23 protein-coding genes are annotated in these 25,003 nt (G+C 47.8%); 15 read left to right on the forward strand and 8 right to left on the reverse strand.

The features are described from left to right. Positions 1-154: 154 nt before the first annotated feature. Genes ACR0QN_RS04470 through ACR0QN_RS04480 form a run of 3 tightly spaced genes read right to left on the reverse strand, consistent with a single transcriptional unit; the run spans position 155 to position 4,020 of the window. Positions 155-1,204: a type II secretion system F family protein gene (locus ACR0QN_RS04470; protein ID WP_432649993.1), complete on the reverse strand. Its 1,050-nt coding sequence runs from the start codon at positions 1,202-1,204 to the stop codon at positions 155-157. Between the two features lie 14 nt (positions 1,205-1,218). Then, a complete protein-coding gene (locus tag ACR0QN_RS04475; RefSeq protein ID WP_432649994.1) occupies positions 1,219-3,336 on the reverse strand; it encodes a penicillin-binding transpeptidase domain-containing protein in 2,118 nt (705 codons plus the stop codon). A gap of 39 nt (positions 3,337-3,375) precedes the next feature. After that, the gene (locus ACR0QN_RS04480; RefSeq protein WP_432649995.1) at positions 3,376-4,020 is read right to left on the reverse strand and encodes an HAD family hydrolase; all 645 of its coding nucleotides are present in this window, start codon (positions 4,018-4,020) and stop codon (positions 3,376-3,378) included. Positions 4,021-4,337: 317 nt separating this feature from the next. Between ACR0QN_RS04480 and secG the strand changes: the two genes are divergently transcribed. The 5 genes from secG (at position 4,338) to ACR0QN_RS04505 (ending at position 9,651) form a co-directional block, all read left to right on the forward strand. Next, positions 4,338-4,598: a preprotein translocase subunit SecG gene (secG, locus tag ACR0QN_RS04485; RefSeq protein WP_432649996.1), complete on the forward strand. Its 261-nt coding sequence runs from the start codon at positions 4,338-4,340 to the stop codon at positions 4,596-4,598. Between the two features lie 64 nt (positions 4,599-4,662). Next, positions 4,663-6,789 (forward strand): ribonuclease R, encoded by a 2,127-nt coding sequence (gene rnr / locus ACR0QN_RS04490; protein ID WP_432649997.1) that lies wholly within the window; start codon positions 4,663-4,665, stop codon positions 6,787-6,789. A gap of 668 nt (positions 6,790-7,457) precedes the next feature. After that, positions 7,458-8,633 (forward strand): glycoside hydrolase family 130 protein, encoded by a 1,176-nt coding sequence (locus ACR0QN_RS04495; RefSeq protein WP_432649998.1) that lies wholly within the window; start codon positions 7,458-7,460, stop codon positions 8,631-8,633. Continuing rightward, positions 8,633-9,355, forward strand: a complete 723-nt coding sequence (locus ACR0QN_RS04500) for an AzlC family ABC transporter permease (protein ID WP_432649999.1) — start codon at positions 8,633-8,635, stop codon at positions 9,353-9,355. The genes ACR0QN_RS04495 and ACR0QN_RS04500 overlap by 1 nt, the downstream gene beginning before the upstream one ends. Further along, entirely contained in the window at positions 9,352-9,651 is a 300-nt protein-coding gene (locus ACR0QN_RS04505) for an AzlD domain-containing protein (protein ID WP_432650000.1), read from the forward strand. The genes ACR0QN_RS04500 and ACR0QN_RS04505 overlap by 4 nt, the downstream gene beginning before the upstream one ends. 174 nt (positions 9,652-9,825) lie before the next feature. On the opposite strand, the gene ACR0QN_RS04510 is transcribed toward ACR0QN_RS04505, so the two are convergent. Both ACR0QN_RS04510 and ACR0QN_RS04515 read right to left on the reverse strand, forming a co-directional pair. Beyond that, a complete protein-coding gene (locus tag ACR0QN_RS04510; RefSeq protein WP_432650001.1) occupies positions 9,826-10,203 on the reverse strand; it encodes a DUF4363 family protein in 378 nt (125 codons plus the stop codon). Continuing rightward, positions 10,190-10,900, reverse strand: coding sequence for a DUF421 domain-containing protein (locus ACR0QN_RS04515; RefSeq protein WP_432650002.1), 711 nt, complete (start codon positions 10,898-10,900; stop codon positions 10,190-10,192). Before ACR0QN_RS04515 ends, ACR0QN_RS04510 begins: the two co-directional genes overlap by 14 nt. A 235-nt stretch (positions 10,901-11,135) precedes the next feature. Here ACR0QN_RS04515 and ACR0QN_RS04520 point away from each other — a divergent pair, with 235 nt between their 5' ends. From ACR0QN_RS04520 to ACR0QN_RS04555, 8 genes are all read left to right on the forward strand, one after another. After that, a complete protein-coding gene (locus ACR0QN_RS04520) occupies positions 11,136-12,119 on the forward strand; it encodes a diaminopimelate dehydrogenase (protein ID WP_432650003.1) in 984 nt (327 codons plus the stop codon). A gap of 445 nt (positions 12,120-12,564) precedes the next feature. Next, positions 12,565-13,809: an EAL and HDOD domain-containing protein gene (locus ACR0QN_RS04525; RefSeq protein ID WP_432650004.1), complete on the forward strand. Its 1,245-nt coding sequence runs from the start codon at positions 12,565-12,567 to the stop codon at positions 13,807-13,809. A 94-nt stretch (positions 13,810-13,903) separates the two neighbouring features. Continuing rightward, entirely contained in the window at positions 13,904-14,554 is a 651-nt protein-coding gene (locus tag ACR0QN_RS04530; protein ID WP_432650005.1) for an MBL fold metallo-hydrolase, read from the forward strand. A gap of 20 nt (positions 14,555-14,574) precedes the next feature. Then, positions 14,575-15,093: a zeta toxin family protein gene (locus ACR0QN_RS04535; protein ID WP_432650006.1), complete on the forward strand. Its 519-nt coding sequence runs from the start codon at positions 14,575-14,577 to the stop codon at positions 15,091-15,093. Positions 15,094-15,120: 27 nt separating this feature from the next. After that, positions 15,121-16,578 (forward strand): coproporphyrinogen dehydrogenase HemZ, encoded by a 1,458-nt coding sequence (gene hemZ / locus ACR0QN_RS04540; protein WP_432650007.1) that lies wholly within the window; start codon positions 15,121-15,123, stop codon positions 16,576-16,578. Positions 16,579-16,611: 33 nt separating this feature from the next. Next, positions 16,612-16,965 (forward strand): hypothetical protein, encoded by a 354-nt coding sequence (locus ACR0QN_RS04545; protein WP_432650008.1) that lies wholly within the window; start codon positions 16,612-16,614, stop codon positions 16,963-16,965. Between the two features lie 88 nt (positions 16,966-17,053). After that, positions 17,054-18,451, forward strand: a complete 1,398-nt coding sequence (gene rlmD / locus ACR0QN_RS04550; RefSeq protein WP_432650009.1) for a 23S rRNA (uracil(1939)-C(5))-methyltransferase RlmD — start codon at positions 17,054-17,056, stop codon at positions 18,449-18,451. A 129-nt stretch (positions 18,452-18,580) separates the two neighbouring features. Next, on the forward strand, positions 18,581-19,318 hold the full coding sequence (locus ACR0QN_RS04555) for an ATP-grasp domain-containing protein (RefSeq protein WP_432650010.1): 738 nt from the start codon (positions 18,581-18,583) through the stop codon (positions 19,316-19,318). Between the two features lie 78 nt (positions 19,319-19,396). Here ACR0QN_RS04555 and ACR0QN_RS04560 read toward each other — a convergent pair whose 3' ends face one another. Further along, the gene (locus tag ACR0QN_RS04560; protein WP_432650011.1) at positions 19,397-20,923 is read right to left on the reverse strand and encodes a L,D-transpeptidase family protein; all 1,527 of its coding nucleotides are present in this window, start codon (positions 20,921-20,923) and stop codon (positions 19,397-19,399) included. Between the two features lie 267 nt (positions 20,924-21,190). On the opposite strand from ACR0QN_RS04560, the gene ACR0QN_RS04565 reads away from it, so the two are divergent. Next, the gene (locus tag ACR0QN_RS04565) at positions 21,191-21,877 is read left to right on the forward strand and encodes a response regulator transcription factor (protein ID WP_432650012.1); all 687 of its coding nucleotides are present in this window, start codon (positions 21,191-21,193) and stop codon (positions 21,875-21,877) included. Next, positions 21,864-23,312, forward strand: coding sequence for a sensor histidine kinase (locus ACR0QN_RS04570; RefSeq protein ID WP_432650013.1), 1,449 nt, complete (start codon positions 21,864-21,866; stop codon positions 23,310-23,312). The genes ACR0QN_RS04565 and ACR0QN_RS04570 overlap by 14 nt, the downstream gene beginning before the upstream one ends. 60 nt (positions 23,313-23,372) lie before the next feature. On the opposite strand, the gene ACR0QN_RS04575 is transcribed toward ACR0QN_RS04570, so the two are convergent. After that, positions 23,373-24,350, reverse strand: a complete 978-nt coding sequence (locus tag ACR0QN_RS04575; protein ID WP_432650014.1) for a hypothetical protein — start codon at positions 24,348-24,350, stop codon at positions 23,373-23,375. Positions 24,351-24,524: 174 nt separating this feature from the next. Then, a complete protein-coding gene (locus ACR0QN_RS04580) occupies positions 24,525-24,995 on the reverse strand; it encodes a flavodoxin (RefSeq protein WP_432650015.1) in 471 nt (156 codons plus the stop codon). Between the last annotated feature and the right edge of the window lie 8 nt (positions 24,996-25,003).

Raw genomic sequence — 25,003 nt, forward strand, 5'->3', positions numbered from 1 at the left:
TTGGGACGTCTGGCGGATTTTTAGGGGATAGATAAGCAAAAGTGTAAAATTTGGGTTACAATTATGTAAATATATTCTACAAGCAAAAAAGTCTCTCCCCATTGCAAATGGAGAGAGACCCATAAATTTATAATTGCGGATAAGCTCCGGTCTTTCATATCATCGCCGACATAATATTCATCAGCGGAAGCATAACAGTCAGCATAATAGCCCCTGCCGCAAGTGTCAGAACAGCGGTAAGTGCAGGCTCAACAGCGCTGATTATCCTCTCCACGCTCCTGTCCGCCTCCTCGCTCATACGGCGGCTTATCTTCTGCCAGGCGGTGTCAAAGGATCCTGAGCTGTAGGATACCCGCAAAGTGCGTGCGTAAAATACGGGCAGCAGCTCCGACTGCTCCACAGCGTCGGAAAAGGGAACATCGTTCATCACAAGCGCAGCACAGCGGTCAATGCGCTCGTTCACACGTTTGCAGCTGCTTATGCCACGAACATTGCTCAGAGCCTCCGAAGCGGAAAGACCGCTCATTATCATCATAGAGACCGCTCCCGAAAATTTCGCCAATGCCACCGTTTCGGCGGTCTGACGAAAAAATGGCAGTGAACCGAGCAGATCGCCTGTTCCCACACTTTTTCCGTTTGCGGCAAGGAAAATCGCTCCGAACAGGAAAAGAACTCCGCATATAATAAGCATTACCGTACCCACCCCTGCGGCAGTCTCCACGCTCCTTGACACCGCTGTATAGACCTCGGGGTCAAATTCGGAAAAAATTTCCGCAAACATCGGCAGAACTTTAAGAGTCAGAACAGATATGACCGCCGCCGCAATGACCAGCATTATCATAGGAGAAACTACAGCGCTCCGTACGCTCTCCCCGATCTTCGCCTGCTTTTCGTAATATTCCGTAAGAGCTGAAAGCGCCTCGTCCAGCCGTCCCGATAATTCCCCCGCCATAACGGTCTTAACGCAGTATTCGGGAAAAACGCCTGCCTCCTCAAGAGCCGTATACAAGGGCTTTTCCATAGACAGGGAGTCTGTGACCGATTTTAAAAGCGCATTAGCCTCGGGAGTGCTCTTGCTCCGTGTCTGAGCAGCCATAACGGTAAGCCCGTCATAAACGGGAACGCCCGAATCAAGCACCTGCTCCAGCTGATAGCAGAAATACGCCACCTCGTCGGCAGTAAGGGGTCTTTTCTTTTTTGACATATATATCAAACCCTTCAATCTTCATAGTCTTCTTCATATTCATCATAGCTGTCATTATCCGAAAGCTCCGCAGCAATATCTTCCTCGCTCCTGCCGCTCAGCTTTTCAATGTGATAATCCTTGTCGTAATACGCCTCGATTATCTCCCTTATCATAAGCTTGGAATACTCGCCCTTTTCCACAAATCCCGAAAAAGCGATATCGGGGTCGTCCGCAGGGTAGAAGCCGATAAACGCCGAACCCGTATCGGATTTTGAGGTCATCTGAGGTGTACCCGTTTTTATAGCCGCCTTTTCGGGCAGCTCTGTGAGAAGATAGCTGTCGGTGTAATAATCCTTGACCCCGGGATAGGTGTATGCCTCAAAAGCCGCCGCTTCTTCCATACCCTCGATGACATTGTCAAAGGTATAACCTGTCTTGTCCTCAATAACAGCGGCAACTGTCGGCTCTGTCTTGCTCACAAGTTCTTCCATATTATAAGTGTAAACGCTGTCCACCAGATATGTCTGATATCTCACACCTCTGTTGCCTATCATAAGTGCCTGATCCGCCATCTGCAGGGGGGTAACATAGGTGTCCGACTGACCGATAGCCGCCTGAATGACATTACCTGCCTGCCATACCTGCTGACGTGCCTCAAAGGTGTCGGGGCTTGCGATATAGCCCGTTTTAATGCCCCGTCCCGTTTCAAGGCCCATTTCCTCGCCCAGACCGTACTTTGCGGCATAATCCGTTATCTTGTCAATACCCATTATCCTGCCCACCTCATAAAAGAAGATGTTGCAGGACTCTTTCAGAGCGCCCACCACGTTGACCCTGCCGTGATAACCCGTACATTCGGGGCTCCAGCCCTCCCAGTAAGTGTAATATTTCTGACAGTTCACCACATCTGTGGGAGTGATTATCCCCTCGTTCAGCGCCGCCGTAGCGGTAACTGTCTTGAAGGTGGAGCCGGGGCGGTAAAGTCCCGAGGTGACTCGGTTAAGAAGGGGAGAATTTTCCCCGTTTGCCACCTTGGAGTAATTTTCAAGATAGTCTTTTAAGTCATAAGTGGGAGAAGTGGCACCTGCCAGCAATGCGCCGCTTTTTGCGTCAAGCACCACAAGTGCCCCCGCATTTGCCTCCGTACCCTTAGCCTTTGCAGATGTCTGATTATTCAGCCAGTAAATATGGTTTTCAAGGATAGTCTGCACCTTTCGCTGATAATCGCTGTCAACGGTAAGCTTGATGGTGTTTCCCGGAACAGCCTCCTCGGTTATCTCATCGCTTACCACAGCGCCGCCCTGAATTTCAAGCGTGCGGACGCCCTTCTTTCCCCGAAGAGTGCTTTCCATAGCCTTTTCGATGCCGCCCTTGCCCAGAGTGTCGTTAAGAGCATAGCCGCTGTCCTTGAGCTGATCGTATTCCTCGGCGGAAATTGCCCCCACCGTACCGATAAGATGGGGTATAACATCGCCCGTCTTTACTTCTCTCACAGCCTCCTGAACGATATCCACGCCGTCAAGGTCATAGGTAAGCTCCTTGAGCCTTACCACCGCCTCCATAGTGATATCCTCCGCAAAGGTGTATCTGTTTGAAACGGAAAAATCCCTGAGATACATAGTGTACCTCACTCCCGAGATTATACGCTTCTCACGGTCGCTCATACCGGGATCAATGTCATAAAGACCCGTCATAGCAATAATGCATTCCTCTGCAGTACCGTATACCTGTACGCCGATATTTTTCCTTAGCCTTGCAATATCGCTTTCCCTGTCGGGGAGAAACTCAAAAGGAGCATTTTCGCTTATGGGCAGAGCGTCCTCCCACTTTACATTTTCCTCCTCGAGAACGCTTGCGACTTTAAGGATGATCCGGTTTATCTCCCTGTTGTCCGTAGGGAAGAACGCCTTCTGTATAACAGCGTTGAAGCCTGCCTTGTTGCTCACAAGATATTCACCGCTGCTGTCGGCAATTTCCCCTCTCGGAGCATTTATGACCTGCTCTGCGGTGTTGGAGCTGAGAGACTTCTGCAAATAGCTGCTTCCGTCCACAAGCTGCAGCTTCATAAGTCTGAAAGCACCCATACTCATTATAAAAAGAGTCGCCGCCATAATAATGATAAAGCGGATATTATCCGCAGCCTTGTTCATCTCCATCACCTCCGCATAATATCATAATAATACGGGATATTACCCGAAAATTTCCGTAAGCTCTTTAATGCTTTCCACTCTTGCGGCAGTTTTGTCCTCGGGGATATCCTTTCCGAAGCCGTAAGCAGCGTGTACAAAGGGTATCCCTGCCTTGTAAGCCGACTGACAGTCACCTGCCGTATCGCCCACATAAGCCGCACTTGTTACCTTGTTTCGCTCCATAAGGAGCCTTATGGTCTCGTCCTTGGGCTTTCCCGTCTCACCCCAGCAGAGATAATCCGTAAAAAGCCGCTCCAGACCGCAGTATTCAAAAAACGCCTCGATATAGCCGCTCTGACAGTTGCTCACAATAAACAGGCGGTGGTTTTCAGAAAGCTTTGAAAGTGTCTCCTCCGCCCCGTCATACAGCCTGCCGCCGTTTGAGGCAAGGAAATTGTTCTCGTTCTCGGCGCACATATCAAGCACCTCAAACTGCTTTGTGGCGGAGAGCATAGGGAAAAGCTTTTTTGCAATTTCGTCCATAGTCATTCCCATAACGCTCCTGATGTCCTCGACCGTTATCTTAACGTTTCTCAGCAGGGGATTGTTAAGCCCCCTCACCGTTTCCTCCCAGGAAGCGGCAACGTTTTCCGAGCTGTCCCACAAGGTGCCGTCAAGATCGAAAATAATGCTTTCAGCGTTCACAGCGCTCTCCCCCTTACGTTTAGTTCACATATTTTTCCGCAAGTGATCTTTCACCGGATATCTCCGAAAAATATAATTATACATTTTAATTATCTCACAAAAAATTCGCAAGTTAAATCAACATTTGATTAACATTTTCTGAATTATTGCAAGATCCTTTGCCAATTACGCATTTAAGCCGCTTTCAAGCATCGCATAATTGTTCTAATTGCACAAATTTTCATAAAAGCTCTTGCATAATCGAAAAATGTATGGTATAATAAATCAGGTAAATTCGTATTGTATGTTTATTTATATAAACCGGAGGGAAAATTATAATGGGTGCAATTGAGATCGTCAGCGGCATCGTGCTTATAGCGTGCAGCGTTTTTATTGTTGTCATAACACTTATGCAGTCACAGAAACAGCAGGGTATGACAAGCGCCATTCAGGGCTCAAACAATGACAGCTTCTACGGCAAGAACGGTCAGAACACAAGAGAAAAGGCTCTCGAAAGACTGACCAAGATCGTAGCTTTCATCTTCTTTGTCATTGTTATTGCGGTAAATATTATTTCCGTAGTAGCTTCCAAGGGCTGATATAAGCTGACCGCTCCTGCACGATGTGTAGGAGCTTTTTTGTTATATATTAAGGAGGCAGATTATGGCAGAGATTTCTCAGATCTGTATTTCAAGGATACTTAACGTTTTAGAGCAGGGGGGCAAGCGTGCAGTCCCCGAAAAAGCGCTTTTCGGCAGAGTAAAGGGCAAGAAAATATCCACCGCCGATTTTAAAAGAGCGGCAGCATCACTCTGCGAGAGCGGCGATATAATGCTTACAAAGCAGGGCTATATCCTCTGCAAGGCTCACGATATGTTCAAAGCCGATGTAGCAAGGATAAACAAGACCTTTGGCTTTGTAAGACGAGAGGACGGAGTTGAGATATTCGTCCCCGGAAAATATCTCAAGGGCGCAATGCCCGGAGATACGGTAGTGTGCAGGCTCATTCCCCCAAGAGGTGAGTCGCCCGAGGCGGAGGTGTGCGCCGTTGCCAAGGAGGGCTTCTCCGAGTTCACAGGCACTCTCGTTTCGGAAAATAACAGCTATTTCGTTCAGCCCGACAGCTTCTGCCGTGACCTTATCGCCGTAAGCGGCAAGGATACCGACGCCAAAGAGGGCGATAAAGTCCTTGCGGTCATCACCAAAAGGGGCGAGCGCCACGCCGACCACCGCTGCCGCATCAGTGCCGTTTTCGGCAGCTCCGACAGAGCGGTGAGCAGCGCCCGTGCGGTGCTTTATATGAACGATGTCGAGACGGAATTCCCTGTTGCCGTTCAGGACGAAGCAAGGCACATCTCGGGTATGAAGATAACCGATAAGGATATCTACAGCCGCCTTGACCTGAGAGACGAGATAATTTTCACCATTGACGGAGCCGACACAAAGGATATCGACGACGCCATATCCGTTTCCCGAACAGATAATGGCTATGCCCTGGGCGTTCATATCGCAGACGTTTCCCACTATGTTAAGCCAAATTCCGAGCTTGACAAGGACGCATTCCTCCGAGGAACATCAATTTACTACGCAAATAAAGTTATCCCAATGCTTCCCAAGGAATTGTCAAACGGCATATGCTCCCTTAATCCCAATGAGGACAGACTTGCCTTTTCCTGCCTTATGGAGCTTGACTCCGAGGGCAAGCTTCTAAAATACAAATTCAGCAAGACCGTTATCCGCTCCCGTGTAAAGGGCGTTTACAGCGAGGTAAATAAAATACTTGACTGCAAAGACGATCTGAACTCCGTTCCCGATGACCTAAAGAAAAAATATGACGGACTTTTCGACACCATTTTTCTTATGCAGGAGCTTGCGGAAATTCTCACCGCCAATAAATTAAAGCGGGGCGCCCCTCAGATCGACACCCCCGAGTGCAAGCTTGAAATAAACGAGAATGAGGTCTGCGTGAATGTTTCAAGGCGTGAAAGAGGAAAAGCGGAGCTTATTATTGAGGAATTTATGCTTATGGCAAACGAGTCCGCCGCAAAGACCGCCCGTGAACATAACATACCCTTTGTGTACCGTGTCCACGAAGATCCCGCTCCCGAAAAGGTAAGCGAGCTTATCGAGGTCACAGACAGACTGGGCGTTTCCCACCCGCAGTTTTCAAGCGTGAAGCCCGTCCACCTTGCGGAAATTCTGAACTCCGTCAAGGACACCGACCTTTCACCCGTAATAAACAATATGGTGCTCCGTTCAATGGCAAAGGCGAAATATTCGGACGAACCTCTGGGACATTTCGGACTTGTGCTGAAAGACTATGCCCACTTCACCTCTCCCATAAGGCGTTATCCCGACCTTGCAATACACCGTATACTCACCGACCTCTGCTACAATAAAGAACCTGCGGCGGTGATAGCCAAGAAATACGGCAGATTTGCAAACGCCGCCTCACTCCAGTCCTCCGAGTGCGAGCTTACCGCAATGCGTGTGGAAAGGGAATGTGAGGACTGCTACATCGCCGAATATATGTCCGCTCACCTTGGTGAGGAATTTGAGGGAATGGTAAGCTCCGTCACCGATTACGGAATGTACGTGGAGCTGCCAAATACTGTAGAAGGACTTGTAAAGCTTGAGACTCTGCCGGACGGCGTATATGAGTTTGACGGACATTTCTCCGTTACAAGAGACGGCAAGGCAGTATATTCCGTAGGACAGCACGTAAGAGTAAAATGCGTAAAGACCGACATCTCGGGCGGAAATATTGATTTTGTAATAGTAACAGAATGACTATAAAAGCGATAGAGCGAGTATTAAAAAATCTTCACACATAAACCCAACACTAAAAGTTTCGCTCAAGCCTTTTCCAAAGGCTTGCAGGGGTCAAGGGGGCTTGTCTTGTAAGCAAGACACACGCCCCCTTGTCGCCGTTCCGCAATGATAAACAAAGTTTATCTGCGAAATCCCCTTTTATCCTTAAAAACGGAGCAAGGGGTGAGAAATGCGACAGCATTTCGAGGGGAAGGCATATTGTGAAGCAAGCTTCACACGACCGCCTCCCCTTTTATAGCGGTTTTGCAAACTTACCCTCCAAAACGTTCCGGTGGAACGTTTTGGACGAAACAAATACCATACGGGTTTGTGCATAATATATCTTTTTCGACAATCCAAAGCGGACTGTTCCAAACGGGGCAGTCCATTTTCTCATTCTCAATTATAGCACATTTGTCTCTAAATGTCAAGAACAAAAGTGCCCAAAAATAAATTTCGTATATATCCACAAAAACGCCCCGCCCCATTTATAAAAACAGCACATATATTCCAAATAAATCCCCTTCCGTCAATATAACGGCATAAAATTAGTATAATACTCTACTTGAATTTGAGAAAAAAGTATGCTATAATAAACACGTGTTATTTATTGCCCTGCTGCAAATATTGCAAAGGAGTTTTACAAAGTGAATATTTTTGAAACCAACAAAGCCCGTGAGGAAGCCCGCTACGAGGCTCTCATCACCCGCAAGAACCGTGTAGCCGAGAGCTATAACGGCATCTATGACCGCTATGAATACCCCGTTCTTACCGCCGACCACGCTCCCCTTATCTGGAAGTACGATTATAACCCCGAGACCAATCCCTATTTTATGGAAAGACTTGGCGTAAATGCCGTTCTCAACTCGGGAGCAATTTTCCTTAACGGAAAATACTATCTTGTGGCAAGAGTCGAGGGCAACGACAGAAAGTCCTTCTTCGCCGTTGCAGAGAGCGAAAGCCCCGTTGACGGCTTCCGTTTCTGGGATTTCCCCGTACAGCTCCCCGACACCGAGCCCGAGGAGACAAACGTATACGATATGCGTCTCACTCAGCACGAGGACGGCTGGATATACGGCGTTTTCTGCTCCGAGAGCAAGGACAAGTCCGTTTCCGACCTTTCCGCCGCTGTGGCTCAGGCAGGCATTGTCCGCACTAAGGACCTGAAGACCTGGGAGCGCCTTCCCAACCTCAAGTCCAAGTCTCCCCAGCAGAGAAATGTAGTTCTCCACCCCGAATTCGTTGACGGCAAGTATGCATTCTACACCCGTCCTCAGGACGATTTCATTCAGACAGGCTCAGGCGGAGGAGTTTGCTTCGGTCTCTGCGAGGATATCACAAACCCCGTTATCTGCACCGAGGAAGTTGTTATCTCCCCCAGACAGTACCACACCATCACCGAGGTCAAGAATGGCGCAGGCGCAGTTCCCATCAAGACCCCCAAGGGCTGGATACATATTGCTCACGGCGTAAGAAACACCGCCGCAGGTCTCCGCTACGTAATTTATGTATTTGCCACCGACCTTAACGACCCCACAAAGCTTATCGCTTCTCCCTCGGGTCTGTTCATTGCACCTCACGGCGCTGAAAGAGTGGGCGACGTTTCAAACGTATGCTTCACAAACGGCGCTATCGTAAGAGAAAACGGCGACGTATATATTTACTATGCATCTTCCGATACTCGTGTTCACGTTGCCTCCACCACCATTGACAAGCTTATGGACTATACTTTCAACACACCCTCCGATCCTCTGCGTTCGGTTGACTGCGTAAAGCAGAGATGCGAGCTTATCGAAAAAAATCTTAAATTTATAAACAAGTAATGAGATCAGACTTTTTTAAAGGAATTCTCCACGGTATACCCATAGCCTTAGGATATCTTTCGGTATCCTTCGGCTTTGGTATAACGGCGGTGCGGGCAGGGCTGTCCGTCGCCGCCGCCGTGGGCATTTCCGCTTCAAACCTCACTTCTGCGGGACAGGCAGCAGGAGTTGAGATAATCGCCGCAGGAGGAACGCTTATAGAAATGGCTCTCACCCAGCTAATCATCAATCTGCGCTACTCCCTTATGGGGCTGTCCCTTTCCCAGAAGCTGGACAGGTCATTCACCACGCCCCATCGCCTGCTTGCGTCCTTTGGCATCACGGACGAGATATTTGCGGTTGCCGCAGCGCAGCCCGGGAGGATAAAGCCTTTGTATATGTACGGGCTTATCCTCATTTCATTTATAGGCTGGACGGGAGGAACGCTCCTCGGAGCCGCCGCAGGACAGGCACTTCCCCGGATGTTCACATCTGCAATGGGCATACTGCTTTACGGAATGTTCATAGCCATAATCATTCCGCCCTCAAGAAAAAGCAGGAGCATATTCGGAGCGGTACTTATCGCCGCACTCATAAGCCTGCTGTTCAAATATGTACTCACAGGGGTAAGCGTAGGCTTTGCCATTATCATAAGCGCATCAATAGCTGCGGCTGTAATGGCTCTTATCGCCCCCATAGACGATGAAGATGACGAAGACGAAAAAGAGGTGGAAGAAGCTTGAGCATAGTCATTTACATTGCCGTAATGGCAGGGGTCACATATCTTATCCGAATGCTCCCCTTCACCCTTTTCAAGTCCAAGATAAAATCGAAATTTCTGAGAAGCTTTCTGAAATACATTCCATATACGGTGCTGAGCGCAATGACATTCCCCGCCATATTTTACTCAACGGGAAACGTCATTACAGCGACAGCAGGAACCATAGCCGCCCTTGTCACAGCATTTTTCGGTCTGCCCCTTATCGTGGTGGCAGTCGCCGCTGCGGGGACGGCGCTTGTTGCCGGACTTTTTCTATGACTTCGGGAATGGTCATCTTTATTATTTATTCTTTATTCTTTAGCAGGCTGAGCCTGCAGCCGCTCGTTCTATAATTTGTTTGGGCGGCAGACAAGCGGCTCGGTGACGATACAAACGAGCTGTCCAAATCTAAAAGAATAAATAATAAAGTTCGATTTATACTTTGCTTGGGAATTAAAGAATGTTATACCAGTTGGGGAACTCCTCCTCATATATCTGATCTATCTGATGATAGATAGACTGTATCTCCGCAATAAGAGCGTCGTTTTCATTTGAAATAAAAGGCGTTATCTTTGCAATGGAGACGTTTATCCCCGACAAAGCGTCATCGTGCACAAGCATAGTGACCTTTTTTTCATATTGGTGCCAGTATTCGTTCAGCTCGTTTGAAAGTCTCAGCGCTTCTTCCGTATCTCCGTTTTCGTAAACACGCTGGACCTCTTCAAGACGAGCCTTGAACTTGTCGTTCTGGTCGTCGAGAATGAACAGGGAGCATATTGAATATATGATTATTGCCGAAATAAGCACGGCGGCAGTCTTAACTCTTATCAATTACCTTTTCCCCCTTGCAGTCTTTTGAAAGCTCCTTTTTGATAATGCGGTATTTTCCCGCTGTCTCGGCGGTCATAATGAAAATGTCCGTCTCGTGAAGGTCATTTTCCGAAAGAATTTTTTGGAGCCATTCCTCCCCAAGACCCAGCCGCTTGAGGGAGGACTTCATTACCTTGCCGTCCTGCACCACCACCGCAGGCGGGTCATTGGAAGAATTTTTGATGTTCATATCCTCGTTGGTGACGGGACGATTCTTGAATTTGGGATAAACGCTTACCCTTCCCGTAGTCTCCACCACCGCAAACTGAACCTCCTCAAGGTCGAAAATGCCCTGGGTGCGTATTGCTTCCATAAGATCGTCGGTGGTGAAGCGGAGATTGTATAGCTTCTGCTGATCTACCTTGCCGTCGCTGATGATGATAACAGGCTCGCCCGAAACGATGCCCCTCATCTTCTTCGACTTCACCGACAGCCAGGACATCAGCACATCAAGACACACCAGCGTCAGCACAGGCAAGAGTCCCGTTATAAGTGGAATGCTCAGATCTTCAACCGGGAGCGTTGCTATGTTGGAGATAAGTATGGTTATGGCAAGCTCCGAGGGCTGCAGCTCGCCGATCTGCCGCTTGCCCATAAGACGGACGGAAAATATCAGCACGCAGTAAAGAATGACTGCACGAATGAATACAACTGTCAATCAGACACGACCTTTCACATTGATTTCCTTTCTATTCTGTCAGATAATCCGCCGTTTATGCATAATGCATAGTAAATTGCCCTGCAAAAGCAATGAAAAAATATTTATTTTCTATTGACAAAGGGAAAATAATCTGATATCATTAAATAAGCACGGCTTGCAGGATTTGCAGGTACAACTTGCATATTCTGCTCCGAATGATATAGAACTAATATTGCAGGGAGATATGATTTTTATGATACGCATTGGAATTTTAGGCTACGGAAATCTTGGAAAAGGCGTTGAATACGCAATAAAGCAGAACGATGATATGCAGCTTGCGGCTGTTTTCACACGCCGTGACCCTTCTTCCGTAAAGATAATCACCGAGAATGTTCCCGTTTATAACGTGAAGGACGCAGCGGCTCACGCTTCGGAAATCGACGTTCTCATTCTCTGCGGCGGCAGCGCAAACGACCTGCCCGTTCAGACACCCGAGTTTGCAAAGCTTTTCAACGTTATCGACAGTTTCGACACCCACGCAAAGATACCCGACCATTTTGCAAATGTGGACAAGGCTGCTAAGGAGTCGGGCAAGGTAGGAATTATTTCCATCGGCTGGGATCCCGGTCTTTTCTCACTTATGAGAATGCTTGGCAACGCAGTTCTTCCCGAGGGCGCAGATTACACATTCTGGGGCAAAGGCGTAAGCCAGGGTCACTCCGACGCTGTAAGACGTGTCAAGGGCGTTAAGAACGCAAAGCAGTACACAATTCCCGTTGAGAGTGCGCTTGAGAGGGTAAGAAACGGCGAAAATCCCCAGCTTACCACCCGTGAAAAGCACACAAGAGAGTGCTTCGTAGTACCAGAGGAGGGCGCTGATCTTGCACAGATCGAGCAGGACATCAAGACAATGCCCAACTACTTCTCCGACTATGACACCACCGTTCATTTCATCACCGAGGAAGAACTTGAGAAGAACCACAGCGGTATCCCTCACGGCGGCTTTGTTATCCGTTCGGGCAAGACAGGTGAGAACGGCGGAAATAATCACGTTATGGAGTTCAGCCTGAAGCTTGATTCCAATCCCGAGTTCACATCAAGCGTTCTTCTTGCATACGCAAGAGCCGCATATCGTCTCAGCAAGGAAGGCGTATCCGGCTGCAAGACCATTTTCGACATTGCTCCCGCATATCTCTGCAAGCAGAGCGGTGAAGAGCTGAGAGCGCATATGCTTTGATATAATAAAAATATTTTTCGGGGACGGCTTCGTGCCGTCCTTTTTTTGCGGGACGGGGGACGCCCCGCAGCGAGTACGTTCTATAATTTATTCGGGCGGCAGACTGTCGGCTCGGTAACGGCAGGCTGAGCCTGCTGCCATTCGTTCTGTAGTTTATTCGGGCGGCAGACTGTCGGCTCGGTAACGATACAAATAAGCTGACCCGATAAACTGTTATCGTACCTATCGGCGCGGAGACAAAGCTGCCAATCCGTGCAAACCTACAGCGCGACCTCGCTGCGGGGCGACCCCCGCCGCTGCGGGTCGTCGCCCGCAAAATGCACAAAAAAGTGTCCTAAAAAATTACCGCCGCATAGTTGAAATTTTTTCAGGCTTGTGGTATAATGTATTTAAGACTATTTATGCCCGTAAGAAAAAAAAGCAGCAAAGGAGAGCAGTAAGTATTATGGAGCCGTATATCGTCAAGCAAACTATTATGAATAAGGATCAGAAGGCTGTGGGCTATGAGATAATGTACGCCGACGACCAGGTCGAGATGTGGCAGGCTGATGATACGACTGCCGCAAATGCCATTGAGACCTTTCTGTCCTCCATCGACAGCGATAATTTCATAGGCGGCAAGACCGCATATATCACCTTTACCAGAAATCTGCTTGTAAAGAATATCCCGAAAATGTTCGATACCGACAAGCTTGTTATCCAGATAGAGGATCAGCTTATCACAAACCCTATGTCCCACTCTCTGATAACCAAGTTCAAGCAGAACGGCTATAAGATCGCAGTTATCGACTTTGAGTTCGCTCCCCGCTATTTTGGGGTGCTCGATATTGTGGATTATATCAAGGTAAATTTCAAGAACCACAACGACCCCACTCTTGAAAATGTTATCCGTATCGGAAAATCCTTCGGCAAGGGAATGATAGCATATAACATTGACTGCGCCGAGGCATACGAAAAGGCTAAGCTTTACGGCTGTATCAGCTTCCAGGGCTCATACGTGTCCGAGAAAATGCCTGCCGCTTTGCAGAAATCAAAGGTTATGCAGGGCAACTTTATGATGCTTATGGTGGCTGTGAACCGTGACGAGCCCGATATCGACGAGATAGAGGAGATCGTTTCACGTGACGTCAACCTTACATACGCACTCTTAAAGCTTGTAAACTCGGCATATTTCGCCCTGAGAAACCGTGCAAAATCGGTAAAGCAGGCGCTTGTTATACTTGGTCTCGGTCAGCTCAAGCAGTGGATATATCTGCTGTCATTCAAGACCGACGACGGCACTATGCCCGATGAGCTTATCAAGCTGTCCTTCCTTCGTGGAAGCTTCTGCGCAGAGCTGGTTGAGTTTGCGGACGATATGCCTATCTCACGTTCCGAGGCGTACCTTATGGGTATGTTCTCCACTCTGGGCAAGCTTATGCAGATGCCCATAGGAGACGTGTTGGCGCAGCTTCCCATCAGCGACGATATCAAGCTTGCTCTTACAGATCACGCAGGCAGATCGGGTATGCTTTACGATGCCGTTATCGCCTACGAGAATGCAGAATGGACAAAGATGAAGGAGCTTGCCGCAGAACTGGGCATACCCAAGGATATGATATCCGAAAAATACTGCGAGTGTGTTCAGAGCGTAAACAGCACGTGGGATAAGCTTATGCAGGCTACCGATTTCGGAGACGACGAGGACTGACACTCCTCCGCTTCCGCAATTTAATTCAAAGATATTCGGGTGGCTTAGGCAATGCGCCTTAGTCACCCTTTTTTTAAGAAGGGAATGTTTATAAATGGAAATAATCAAACTGCCTCCTATGAGCAATTTCGGAGTAAATTCCTATATCATCACCGCAGAGAATATGAACGGCGTTCTCATTGACGCCCCCTACGGCGGCGAGAGCATTATAAAAACCATTATGGAAAAAGGCATTGAGCTGAAAAAGATACTGCTCACCCACGGTCACTGCGACCACATCGCCACCGCCGCACGCATTGCCGCAGAAACGGGAGCAAAGATATATATACACAAATTTGACGAGGAAAAGCTTCACAATGACCGCACCAATCTCACACATTTTTTCTCCCTGCCCCCCATTGACCCCGTAACAAATGCCGTAACCGTAAGCGACGGAGACGTTATCACACAGGACGAGCTTGAGTTTGAAGTTCTCCACACTCCCGGTCACACCAGCGGCTCGGTGTGCTATCTCCTTGACGGGAATATGTTCAGCGGCGACACTCTTTTTAACGGCAGTATGGGCAGGACGGATATGATAGACGGCAGCGAAAGCGCTATGAACGATACTCTGAAAATGCTCTACGAGTTTGACAGGAACACCAACTACACCCTTTATCCCGGTCACGGTCAGACCTCTACAATGGTGGAGGAAAGGCAGTTTAATCCATATCTCAGGTATGCGGCAGGACTGAGGACGAGGTAAATTCGCAGGAGGCAGTTCAAATGAAGATATTTACTATCATCGGCGGAGTGAACGGCGTCGGCAAAAGCAGTCTGACAGGCATATTGAAAGCTCTGCGAAATGATATGGGTATCATAATCGACTGCGAGACCTGCGAAAATGCCGACCCTCTTTCGGCGGACTGCCTTGAAAAAGGTATCGACTTTACCGAAGAGACCACTCTGTCGGGAAAGAAAACTCTTAAAACAATAATTGCCGCCAAGGAAAAGGATTATTATATCCGACTGTACTACGTGGCTGTATCATCTGCGGAGGAGAGTGTTCGGCGTATCGAGAACCGTGTTTCAAAGGGAGGACATAACATTCCCGAGGAGGACGTGAAAAGGCGTTTTTCCCACCGCTATGACGATCTTCTGACTATTCTCCCTTATTGCAGCGAGGTGCATTTTTACGACAATGAAAACGGCTTTGAGGAAGTGGGGGAATATGGGAACGGTACACTTACCGTCACAGCCGAAGTGCCGCCGAAGTGGCTTTGCGACATAAAAAATTTAATTTAACAGCCAAATTATATCAAGGTGAAAAATATGACCATCTATTTTGAGAATAACTCCTATAAATACGAAGTCGAGGCGGTAATGAAGCTTTTCTGTCCGCTGGAAAGCTTTGAATTTGTTTTTGACGGAGAATATGACGATACGGACGACAGCCTGCTTGTTTGTGTCTCGGACAAGCTGACCGTATCCGCAAAGCTGGGCGAAAAAAAGCAGGCTGCAGAAGCACCATTATGCCCCGAAAGCGAACGGGAGCTTGCCCTCTGCCGAATGATATACACCGTAATGTCACAGCTTACGGGGGTGTCTCCCGAGTGGGGCTGTCTTACGGGTATCCGCCCCGTCAAAAAGGTGAATGTGCTTATAAGCGAGGGCTGCGATAAGGACGGGGTATACGAAAGGCTCCACGAAAAATATTTCATAAGCAGGAGAAAATCCGACCTTTCCTACCTCACCGCCATTACACAATCCCCTGCCCTCCAAAGCCTTGACCCCAAAAGCTTTTCGCTGTATGTGGCAATACCCTTTTGCCCCTCACGCTGTTCCTACTGCTCATTTGTATCTCACTCAATACGCTCAAAGGGCGCAAAGGAGCTTATCCCGCAGTATGTGGAAATGCTTTGCAAAGAGATAGAAGAGATGGGCGAGATCCTCAAAGGAAAGAACACATTTTGCGACACCGTCTACATCGGCGGCGGCACTCCCACATCACTTTCTGCGGCGCAGATAGAAAAAATAATGAAAACTATTGAAAAAAGCATTGACATTTCCCGTATTCGTGAATATACTGTAGAAGCGGGGCGGGCGGACTCCATCACCGAAGATAAGCTTATTGCCATACGTGATAACGGCGCCACAAGGATATCCATAAATCCTCAGACAATGCAGGACGGCGTTCTGAAAGCCATCGGCAGACAGCACACCGCCGCTCAGTTTGAGGAGTGTTACTCACTTGCAAGGCGGCTGGGCTTTGACAACATAAACACCGACACCATTGCAGGGCTTCCCACCGATACCTTTGAGGGCTTCAAAGACACAATTGACAGGCTTATCGAACTTGACCCCGAAAGCATCACCGTTCACACCCTTACCGTAAAGCGGTCTGCGGAGCTGTTCAAAACGGCGGAGAGTTTCAGAGCGGGCTATCTCACAGACGACAGCGTTTCCCGAATGGTGAACTACGCCTTTGACAGCCTTACCGAAAAGGGATTTATGCCCTATTACCTCTACCGTCAGAAGAATACCGTTGGGAACTTAGAGAACGTTGGCTATGCAAAGCAGGGAAAAGAGGGACTTTACAACATTTTCATTATGGAGGAGGCTCAGAATATCCTTGCCTGCGGCGCTTCAGGCTCCACAAAGCTCATAGATCCCGAAACGGGAAAAATCACAAGATATTTCAATTACAAATACCCCTACGAATACATATCCCGATATGAAAAAATGATGGGTTACAAGCCCCTGCTTGAAAAATTCCTTGCGGATATGTAAATTATGCTCAAAACTTTGAAAGGCGGTCATTTTATGAACTACAATTTCGATGATTTCATTTCAGACTCCAAGGAGCTTTTCGACAAGCTCACCGTTAAGGCAAACGGCGCTGTTAACGTTTCAAAGGCATATATCGAAAAGGCACAGCTGAGAGTTAAGCTCAAGGATAAATACTACGATTTGGGAAAATTATGCTATGATATGCACCGCACAGGAGCGGACGAAACGGGCAATATGAAAATTCTAATCAAGGAGATAAAAATGCTTGAAGCACAGCTTGAATACGCCGAGGAGGCAAGCGGCAAGCCAAAAATATGCAAGCTTTGCGGCGCAAAGAACAGCTCCGAAAATTCCTACTGTGCAAAGTGCGGCGAGAAGCTCGGCTAATTGCAGGTATCGACCTGCAGCAATTACGTTTGTAAGTTTTGCGTGAAACTGTCAGTTTGCGGCATTTCAAAAATGATTTATAACAGGGGTGTTTAAAATAAAGCTTTCCAAAAATGATATCATAGAAAAACTTGAGATAACCGATGTGACTGCCGAGGGAAACGGCGTGGGTCACATTGAAACGGAGGACGGCAGGGCGGCGGTATTCGTGTCGGGAGCGGTAACGGGAGATGTTATCAAGTGCAAAATTGTCAAGGTGCAGAAAAGCCTATGCTACGGCATTATCCTTGAGGTCATAACGCCGTCTCCCGACCGCTTTGACAGGGGCTGTGATGTTAAAAGCACCTGCGGCGGCTGTGTTTTCCGTCACATAAGCTATGAGGCGGAGCTTAGGATAAAGGAAAATATTGTTAAAAATGCTTTTCTGCGGCTGGGAAAATTTCCCGAGGAAAGCTTTGAGTTTATGCCAATTCTTGGCTGTGAGGAGACGGACGGCTACCGCAACAAGGCACAGTACCCGGTGTCGGCGGATAAGGACGGCAAGGCGGTATGCGGCTTTTACGCCCAGCGCAGTCACAGGTTGGTTCCCTGCACAGACTGCAGGCTCCAGCCGCCTGTATTTTCGGAAATACTGAAATTCTCAATGGAGTATGTGAACAGAAAGCACATCTCTCCCTACAACGAGCAGACTGGAACAGGTCTCCTGCGGCATATTTTTATCCGCAGGGGATATCACAGCGGCGAGATCGCTGTGTGCTTTGTGGTGCGAAAAAATGCGGAAAGGGAGCTTCGTCCCCTGAGTGAGGAGCTTATGAAAAGGTTTCCCGATATAAAGTCGGTGACGATGAACATAAATCCGAAAAACACCAATGTTATTATGGGGGACGAGCTTCGTACCCTGTCGGGAGCGGACGTTATCACAGACATTATGTGCGGCAATAAGATAATCATAAGTCCCCGTTCCTTTTATCAGGTGAACACTCCGCAGGCAGAGAGACTTTATTCGGTGGCAAAGGAATTTGCGGCTCTGACGGGTGAGGAAGATGTACTTGACCTTTACTGCGGTACGGGAACTATCGGTCTTTCTCTTGCGGACAAAGCCGGTCACGTAACGGGTGCGGAAATTATTCCCGAGGCTGTGAGAGCCGCAAGGCAGAATGCGGAGAATAATCATATTGATAACGCCGACTTCATCTGCGCCGATTCGGGACAAGCCGCAAAACAGCTTCTTGACAGCGGCAGAAAGCCCGATGTTATAGTTACCGACCCTCCGAGAAAGGGCTGTGACACGCTTACTCTGGACAGCATTGTTAAAATGTCTCCCGAGCGCATTGTTATGATATCCTGCAATCCTGCCACAGCCGCAAGGGACTGCCGTTATCTTGCAGATAACGGATATCGCCTTGTTAAAGTAAGGGCGGTGGATATGTTCCCTGCGGCGGGACACGTTGAATGTGCGGCGGTGATGGTACGGCAGGACAGTTGATCGACAAGCCGCAGAAATTTTTAAACAGCACAGCTCTTTTCGGCAGAATTTTTTCCGAAAGGGGCTGTGCTGTTACGATTTTTACACAGGTGGGGTGGTATAATAAGGCAAAATAGGAGGGATTTCTGAATGAAAGTTTATGTGCAATCCTTTGCAAACGGTGTGCCACATAATTATAACTGTATGAACGCATATCAGGGCTTTCGTGAAATGGGTTTTGAGGTCATTACATTTTCAGACTTAAATGCTATTGAGGGCAGAAACCGTGAAGATGTTGTGGTGGCATATGTAGACGCTGTACGAAAATGTCTCGGCAGTTTCGGAATAATCGCCCCCGAGATGGATTATCCCGAAGAACTTTCGGGATATCTTGGAAGAAAGATATGGCAGACCAAACTAAGTCAGGTCAGCAATTTCCCCGAAAGATGGCCAATATTCGTAAAGCCCCTTGAGGATAAGCAGTTTACGGGAGTTGTTGTCCGTTCAGCAAAGGAGCTTATTGGCTGCGGTATTTATGGTGAAGATCAGGACGTGTACTGCTCGGAGATAGTGGAGTTTGCCGCTGAGTGGCGGTGCTTTGTCAGATACGGCAAGATACTTGATGTACGTCCCTACAAGGGTGACTGGCGGCTTCATTTTGACCCCGATGTAATAAGCAATGCTGTCAGGGATTTTTCCTCTGCACCTAATGGCTATGCCATAGATTTCGGACTGACTAAGGACGGAAGGACTCTGCTTATTGAGGTCAATGACGGTTATTCTCTCGGCTGTTATGGGCTGTATTATCTTGATTACGCAAAGCTTTTAGCTGCAAGATGGGCTGAGCTTACCGGTACGGAGGATGAATGTGCGTTTGATATTCAGTAATATCTCAAAGCTGATAAAATATGACTCTCCCCGCACAACGGCAGGGAGAGCCGTATTTTTTATTTATATGAAAGAACATCAATAATACATAATGACCGGCGTGCCCCTCTCAACCATCTCGTAAAGAGTTTTGACCTCGTCCTTTTTCATATTGATACAGCCGTGGGAGCCGTTGGTGAGATAGATGTTTCCGCCGTAAGCCGAGCGGCTGAGGTCGTGGAAGCCGATGCCCTCGAAGCTTATTCTCATAAAGTAAGCGCACTTTGCGGTGTAGGAGCCGTCAGCGGCTCTCATAGTGTAATTGGTGCTCTTGGTGTAAACGCTGTAAACGCCCTCGGGAGTTTTGCGCTTGGGGTCGCTTGCCTTGCCCGAAACTATCTGTCCCGTCTCGAATTTCAGCTCGCCGTTCTGATAGTACCACATATGCTGTGCGGAAAGGTCTACCTCGATATAGGTGTTTCCGATATCGCCATCGGCAGAACGTGCGGAGTCAAAGCCACGATAGGTATATCCCGTATCAAGCTGCACATATACAGGCTCAACGGTAACAGATTCACCCTTGTCTATGTATTCCAGCAGCTTTTCCACAGTCTTTTCCCTGTCCGTCCACCAGCCGTACTGACCTGTGGAATATCTGCCCTGGCTCATTGTTATCTCGCCCCTGTTTGTGGTCTTGAACTTGCGGGCGGTCATAAAGGTGTCGTACTTTTCAGCAAGAGAATCTACGTATTTTTCAACCTTGCTTCTGTCGATAGTGCCGCCGTCCTGCATCCATTCGTAGACCATTGCGCCTGTCAGCTCCTCGGTGGTATATCCGAAATCGTAGGTTATCACATAGTTGAATTTGTTGTTCAGGTCGTCAAGATTTCCCTCAAGATCGGCGGCAAATATCTTGGGGTCCTCATAACAGCCGCCTTCCTCAAGGTCAACGGTGAAATTGCCCTTTGCAGCTTCGGAAAGAACATATTCCGCAAGCTTTTTTTCATCGGGCTTGTCGCCGTAGACTTCGTCCTTGATGTAGTAACCGTTTTCGCCGTGAACCAGCTTTGCGTCCTCGGTGGCGGTGCTTCCCCAGGAGGTTCTGGTGAGAAGCCTTTTCAGCTTGGTTTCATCATAGGAGGGCTTTGTCTCGGTCTCATAATAGGATTCGTTAAAATAGGAGAACAGCCAGCCGCTGTGGCTTACGCTGCGGTATATCTCGCCTATCTCGCCGAAAACATCATAGGAATAATCAAAATCCGAAGGACTGAACACCTTTTCCTCGCCGTTTCGCTCTATGACCGTAATGCCTTTGGGAACGCACTCCGCCTGAACCAGAGCCGCCGCCTCGGAAATGTTCTTCTTGCTGACATCAGCGCCGTTTATGTATGTGTTGGGGAGGAATTTCCCCATTGAAGCCGCCCAGCCCCCGAAATAGATCGCCGCAAGGGCAGCCACAGCTGCTACCGAAGCGATGATGATGATCTTTTTCTTATGCCGGAGCCTCGCCTTTGCCGCCGCTTCCTTTTTCCCTGCAATGGCTGCGGAGATAAGGCTTGCGGTCTCGCTGTCTATGCTGTAGTCGCCTGTATCGGCAGACTGATTTTTCTCTTTTAAATCTTCCATTTCTCCCTGTTCCTTTTTCAAATATAAATATACGATTTTATCATATCATTATTTATTACAGTTGTCAATAGAAATTTTTATACATACCGGGAAATATTGGTCTGTACAGATATAAATTATAAATGCCCTCTGTTTTTCCGCAGAATTTCACAAAAAATACACATATACGTGTTATAATAAGCTTATGGTAATTATGACCCGAAAAAACAAAGAGAAAGCAGGGAATGTGTGAAAATCAAAACTTTCACGAAAGGATGATCATAATATATGGAAAAAAACAGGATACTCATCGTGGACGATGAAAAAAACATCAGAAACGTTATCAGCGAATACGCAAAATTCGACGGATTTGAGACCGTTGAAGCCGCAGACGGAATGGAAGCTGTTGAGCTTTGCCGCAAAGAGGATTTCGACCTTATAATTATGGACATTATGATGCCGAAGCTTGACGGCTACTCCGCAGTAAAGGAAATACGCAAGACAAAGCAGACTCCCGTTATTATGCTCTCCGCAAGGGGCGAGGAATACGACAAGCTTTTCGGATTTGAGATAGGCGTGGACGATTACGTTACAAAGCCCTTTTCACCAAAGGAGCTTCTTGCAAGGATAAGAGCGGTCATAAAAAGAAGCGCTCCCACAGAGACTGACGAAAGCAAGCAGACCCTTACCTTTGAGGGACTTGAGATAGATATGTCGGGCAGAGTGGTAAAGGTGGACGGCGTTCCTGCCGCTCTCACGCCAAAGGAATATGACCTGCTTTTCTATCTTGTCCGCAACAAAGGCATTGCGCTCTCCCGTGAAAAGCTTCTTGAAGAGGTATGGGGCTACGATTTCTACGGCGACGACCGCACCGTTGACACCCATATCAAAATGCTGAGAAATTCTCTGGGAGAATACCGCAAATTCATCATCACTCTGAGAGGAATGGGCTACAAGTTCGATGGCGGAAAGTAAAAAACAGACTCTGAAAAAAAGTCTCCGCAGTATCCGCTTTACGGTATGGATATACTTTGCCATTTTCATAATAAGTATCCTGATAATGATATGGATATCCTTTACCGTTTCTCTCGAAGCTACCTACCGCACGGAGAAAACCAGCGATATCACATCTATCGCCAACTATATCCTGACCCAATGGGGAGAAGAAGGCTTTACCACAGATGCCCTTGACAGGATAGCCCACGACAACGACACCTGCGTGCTTATACAGGACCGCTACGGGTTAAGCGTATATTCCTATGACGTTATGGGAAAAAACTGCCTGCTCCACAGCAGCGGCACATCTCTTGCAAAATACCGCAAGCTTGCCTATGAAAGCCCTACGGGGATATATTATGCCGAGATAAAAAACTCCCGCTTTGAAAACAACACCCTTATGTTTGCAATGCTCATAGGCACAAAGGAAAAGCCCACAGGCTACCTGATGCTTAATACCTCTCTCGAGCCGCTGGAGTCTACCGTTGATATCCTCCGTGTGCAGATGCTTCAGGTGAGCCTTGCAATGCTGGTGCTGGCATTCGGCATATCCATATTCCTTTCAAGTCTTGTGGCAACGCCTATCGTCCGTATCACCCGCTCCGCCGAGAAGCTGGCTCAGGGAGATTATAACGTTAAATTCAACGGCAGAGGCTACACCGAGACCGAGCAGCTTGCAGAAACTCTTAACTATGCCTCCAATGAGATAACAAAGGTGGATACAATGCGCCGTGACCTTATGGCGAACATCTCCCACGACCTGCGCACTCCTCTTACTATGGTGAAGGCGTATGCGGAGATGATACGTGACCTTTCCGGAGACGACCCCGTAAAGCGTGACGAGCATTTAGGCATAATCATTGAGGAAAGCGACCGTCTTGCCGCACTTGTAAACGACATTATGGACCTTACCAAGCTGGAAAACGGCAGCACAGAGCTTAACAAGGAGCCTTTCTGCGTTGGCAGCAGGCTAAAGGAGATAATGACGAGATACACCCTTCTTTCCGAGCGTGACGGCTACAAATTCTATGTCAGCGCCGACGAGGAAGCCTGGGGAGAGGCGGATCTTATCAAATTCGACCAGATAATCTACAACCTTGTAAACAACGCCGTAAACTATTCCGGCGAGGAAAAATCCATTTATATTATGGAAATTTGCACTCCCAAAACCATTCAGATATCCGTTACGGATACAGGTGAAGGCATTGACAAGGAGCTTATGCCCCTTATCTTCGACCGCTACTACCGTGCCGAGAAGCACAAGCGTGAGGTCATAGGAACGGGCTTAGGTCTTTCCATCGTCAAGCAGATATTCATTCTTCACGGCTTCAAATTCGGAGTTAAATCCGAGGAAGGCGTGGGAAGCACCTTCTGGTTTGAGATGGACAGGGTGAAAAAACCCGGGGAAAAATAAACATAGCAAAACCGCCTGCCGCAATTCACACATTGCAGCAGGCGGTTTTTGGTTTATGAGTTATTCGCTTTCTTCATCTGTTTCGGAAGTATCCTCTGTTTCTGCTTCTGTATCAGCTTCGGTTTCTTCGGCTTCTGTATCAGCTTCGCTTTCACTTCCGCTTTCCTCCGACGAGCCTTCAGTCTCATTTTCCTCGGCGAGCTTGTCGGCAAGCTTGTCGATCTTGCCCTTTACGTCCTCAATGGTGTTGAAGATGGGATATTCAATGGAGAAATAGGTGTAGCTCCAGCTTCCGTCCGCTATATCGTACACAAGCTGACCATTCTCCTCGGCAAGATTTTTGGCTTCGTCAAAGTAGACCTCGCCGTTTATTATCATCTTGGTGCCGCTCCACTCGCAGTCAAACTCCACAGGCTTGGGAGCCTGCTTTACAAGCTTTTTAATGGTGGTGTCCATCTTGATAAAGCCCTTGTCCACATCAAGAGTGTTGGGCTGGACATATACGCAGAGCTTTCCCGTGGACTTGTTCTGAACGTCAAGAACGTAGTACCTGAACGCACCCGAGGGGGAAACGCCCCTTTCGATAAGCGTATCGGTAGTAGTCACTCTGAACACGTTCATCACAAGGAAAAAGGCAATTCCGCCCAGTATGTACATCAGCAGAAATATGGTTCCAAAAATGGTTTTCGCCGTTTCGTTCATATGACAGCAGAAGAAGCCGAACAGCGTAACCACCGCCGCAGGCAAAAGCAGCGGCCAGTTTCCCCAGTCTAAAAGCAGCAATGGGAAGAACAGCACCATATTCACCATACCGTAAATGCAGGTAAGAGGCGATTTCCTTGTGTACAGAAACAGCAGGCACATCAGAGCCGAGAATATCGAGCCTACTATAGCAAATTCCTTTCGGCTCACGTATTCGATATCGTAGAAAAATACGTTGTAATCGAAATACGCCAGCACAATGGAATAAGCCACGCCAAGTATGCTCACTCCGATACGGAACCATTTGTTGGTAACGACCGTCATAAATTTACTCATATAGATTTTGCTCCATTCATTTTTTTGATGAAAAGGATATACAGCTTCATATTATATTATAGCATAAAAATCGGAAAAATCAATAACAATACGGTTACAATTTGGGAACAGCCGTTTTTATCGAAAAATAAAAAGGCTGCGGAGTAAAAGCCCCGCAGCCCCACAGAAAATTTATCACAAAGATGCTATCCAATCGGCAATATCCTTTTCGGAAGCGCCGTTAAGCACTTTTCCCTCTTTGATAACAGCTCCCTTGGCGCTGTCCGAAAGATACTTTACGGTGTCTCCGAAACCGCTGCCGCCCGATGTGGCAAAAAGGATTATTTTCTTTCCGCTGAGATCATAGCTTTCAAGGAACGTGTTTATAATAGTGGGTGCGATGTACCACCATATGGGAAAGCCGATGAATATCTCGTCATAGTCCGAAGCATTGGCGTTTTTATCCGAAATTTCGGGACGTGAAGACTTGTCCGCCATTTCAACGGAGCTTCTTGAATTCTTGTCCTTCCAGTCAAGGTCAGCCTTTGTGTAAGGCACAGCAGGCTTTATTTCGTAAATATCAGCTCCTGCCGCCTTTGCCACCTTTTTGGCGATATCCGCCGTTACTCCCGTTGCGGAAAAATACGCTGTCAGTCTTTTACTCATAATAATGA

This window comes from Huintestinicola sp. (genome assembly GCF_050874005.1).
In the GTDB taxonomy this organism is placed as follows: domain Bacteria; phylum Bacillota; class Clostridia; order Oscillospirales; family Ruminococcaceae; genus Huintestinicola.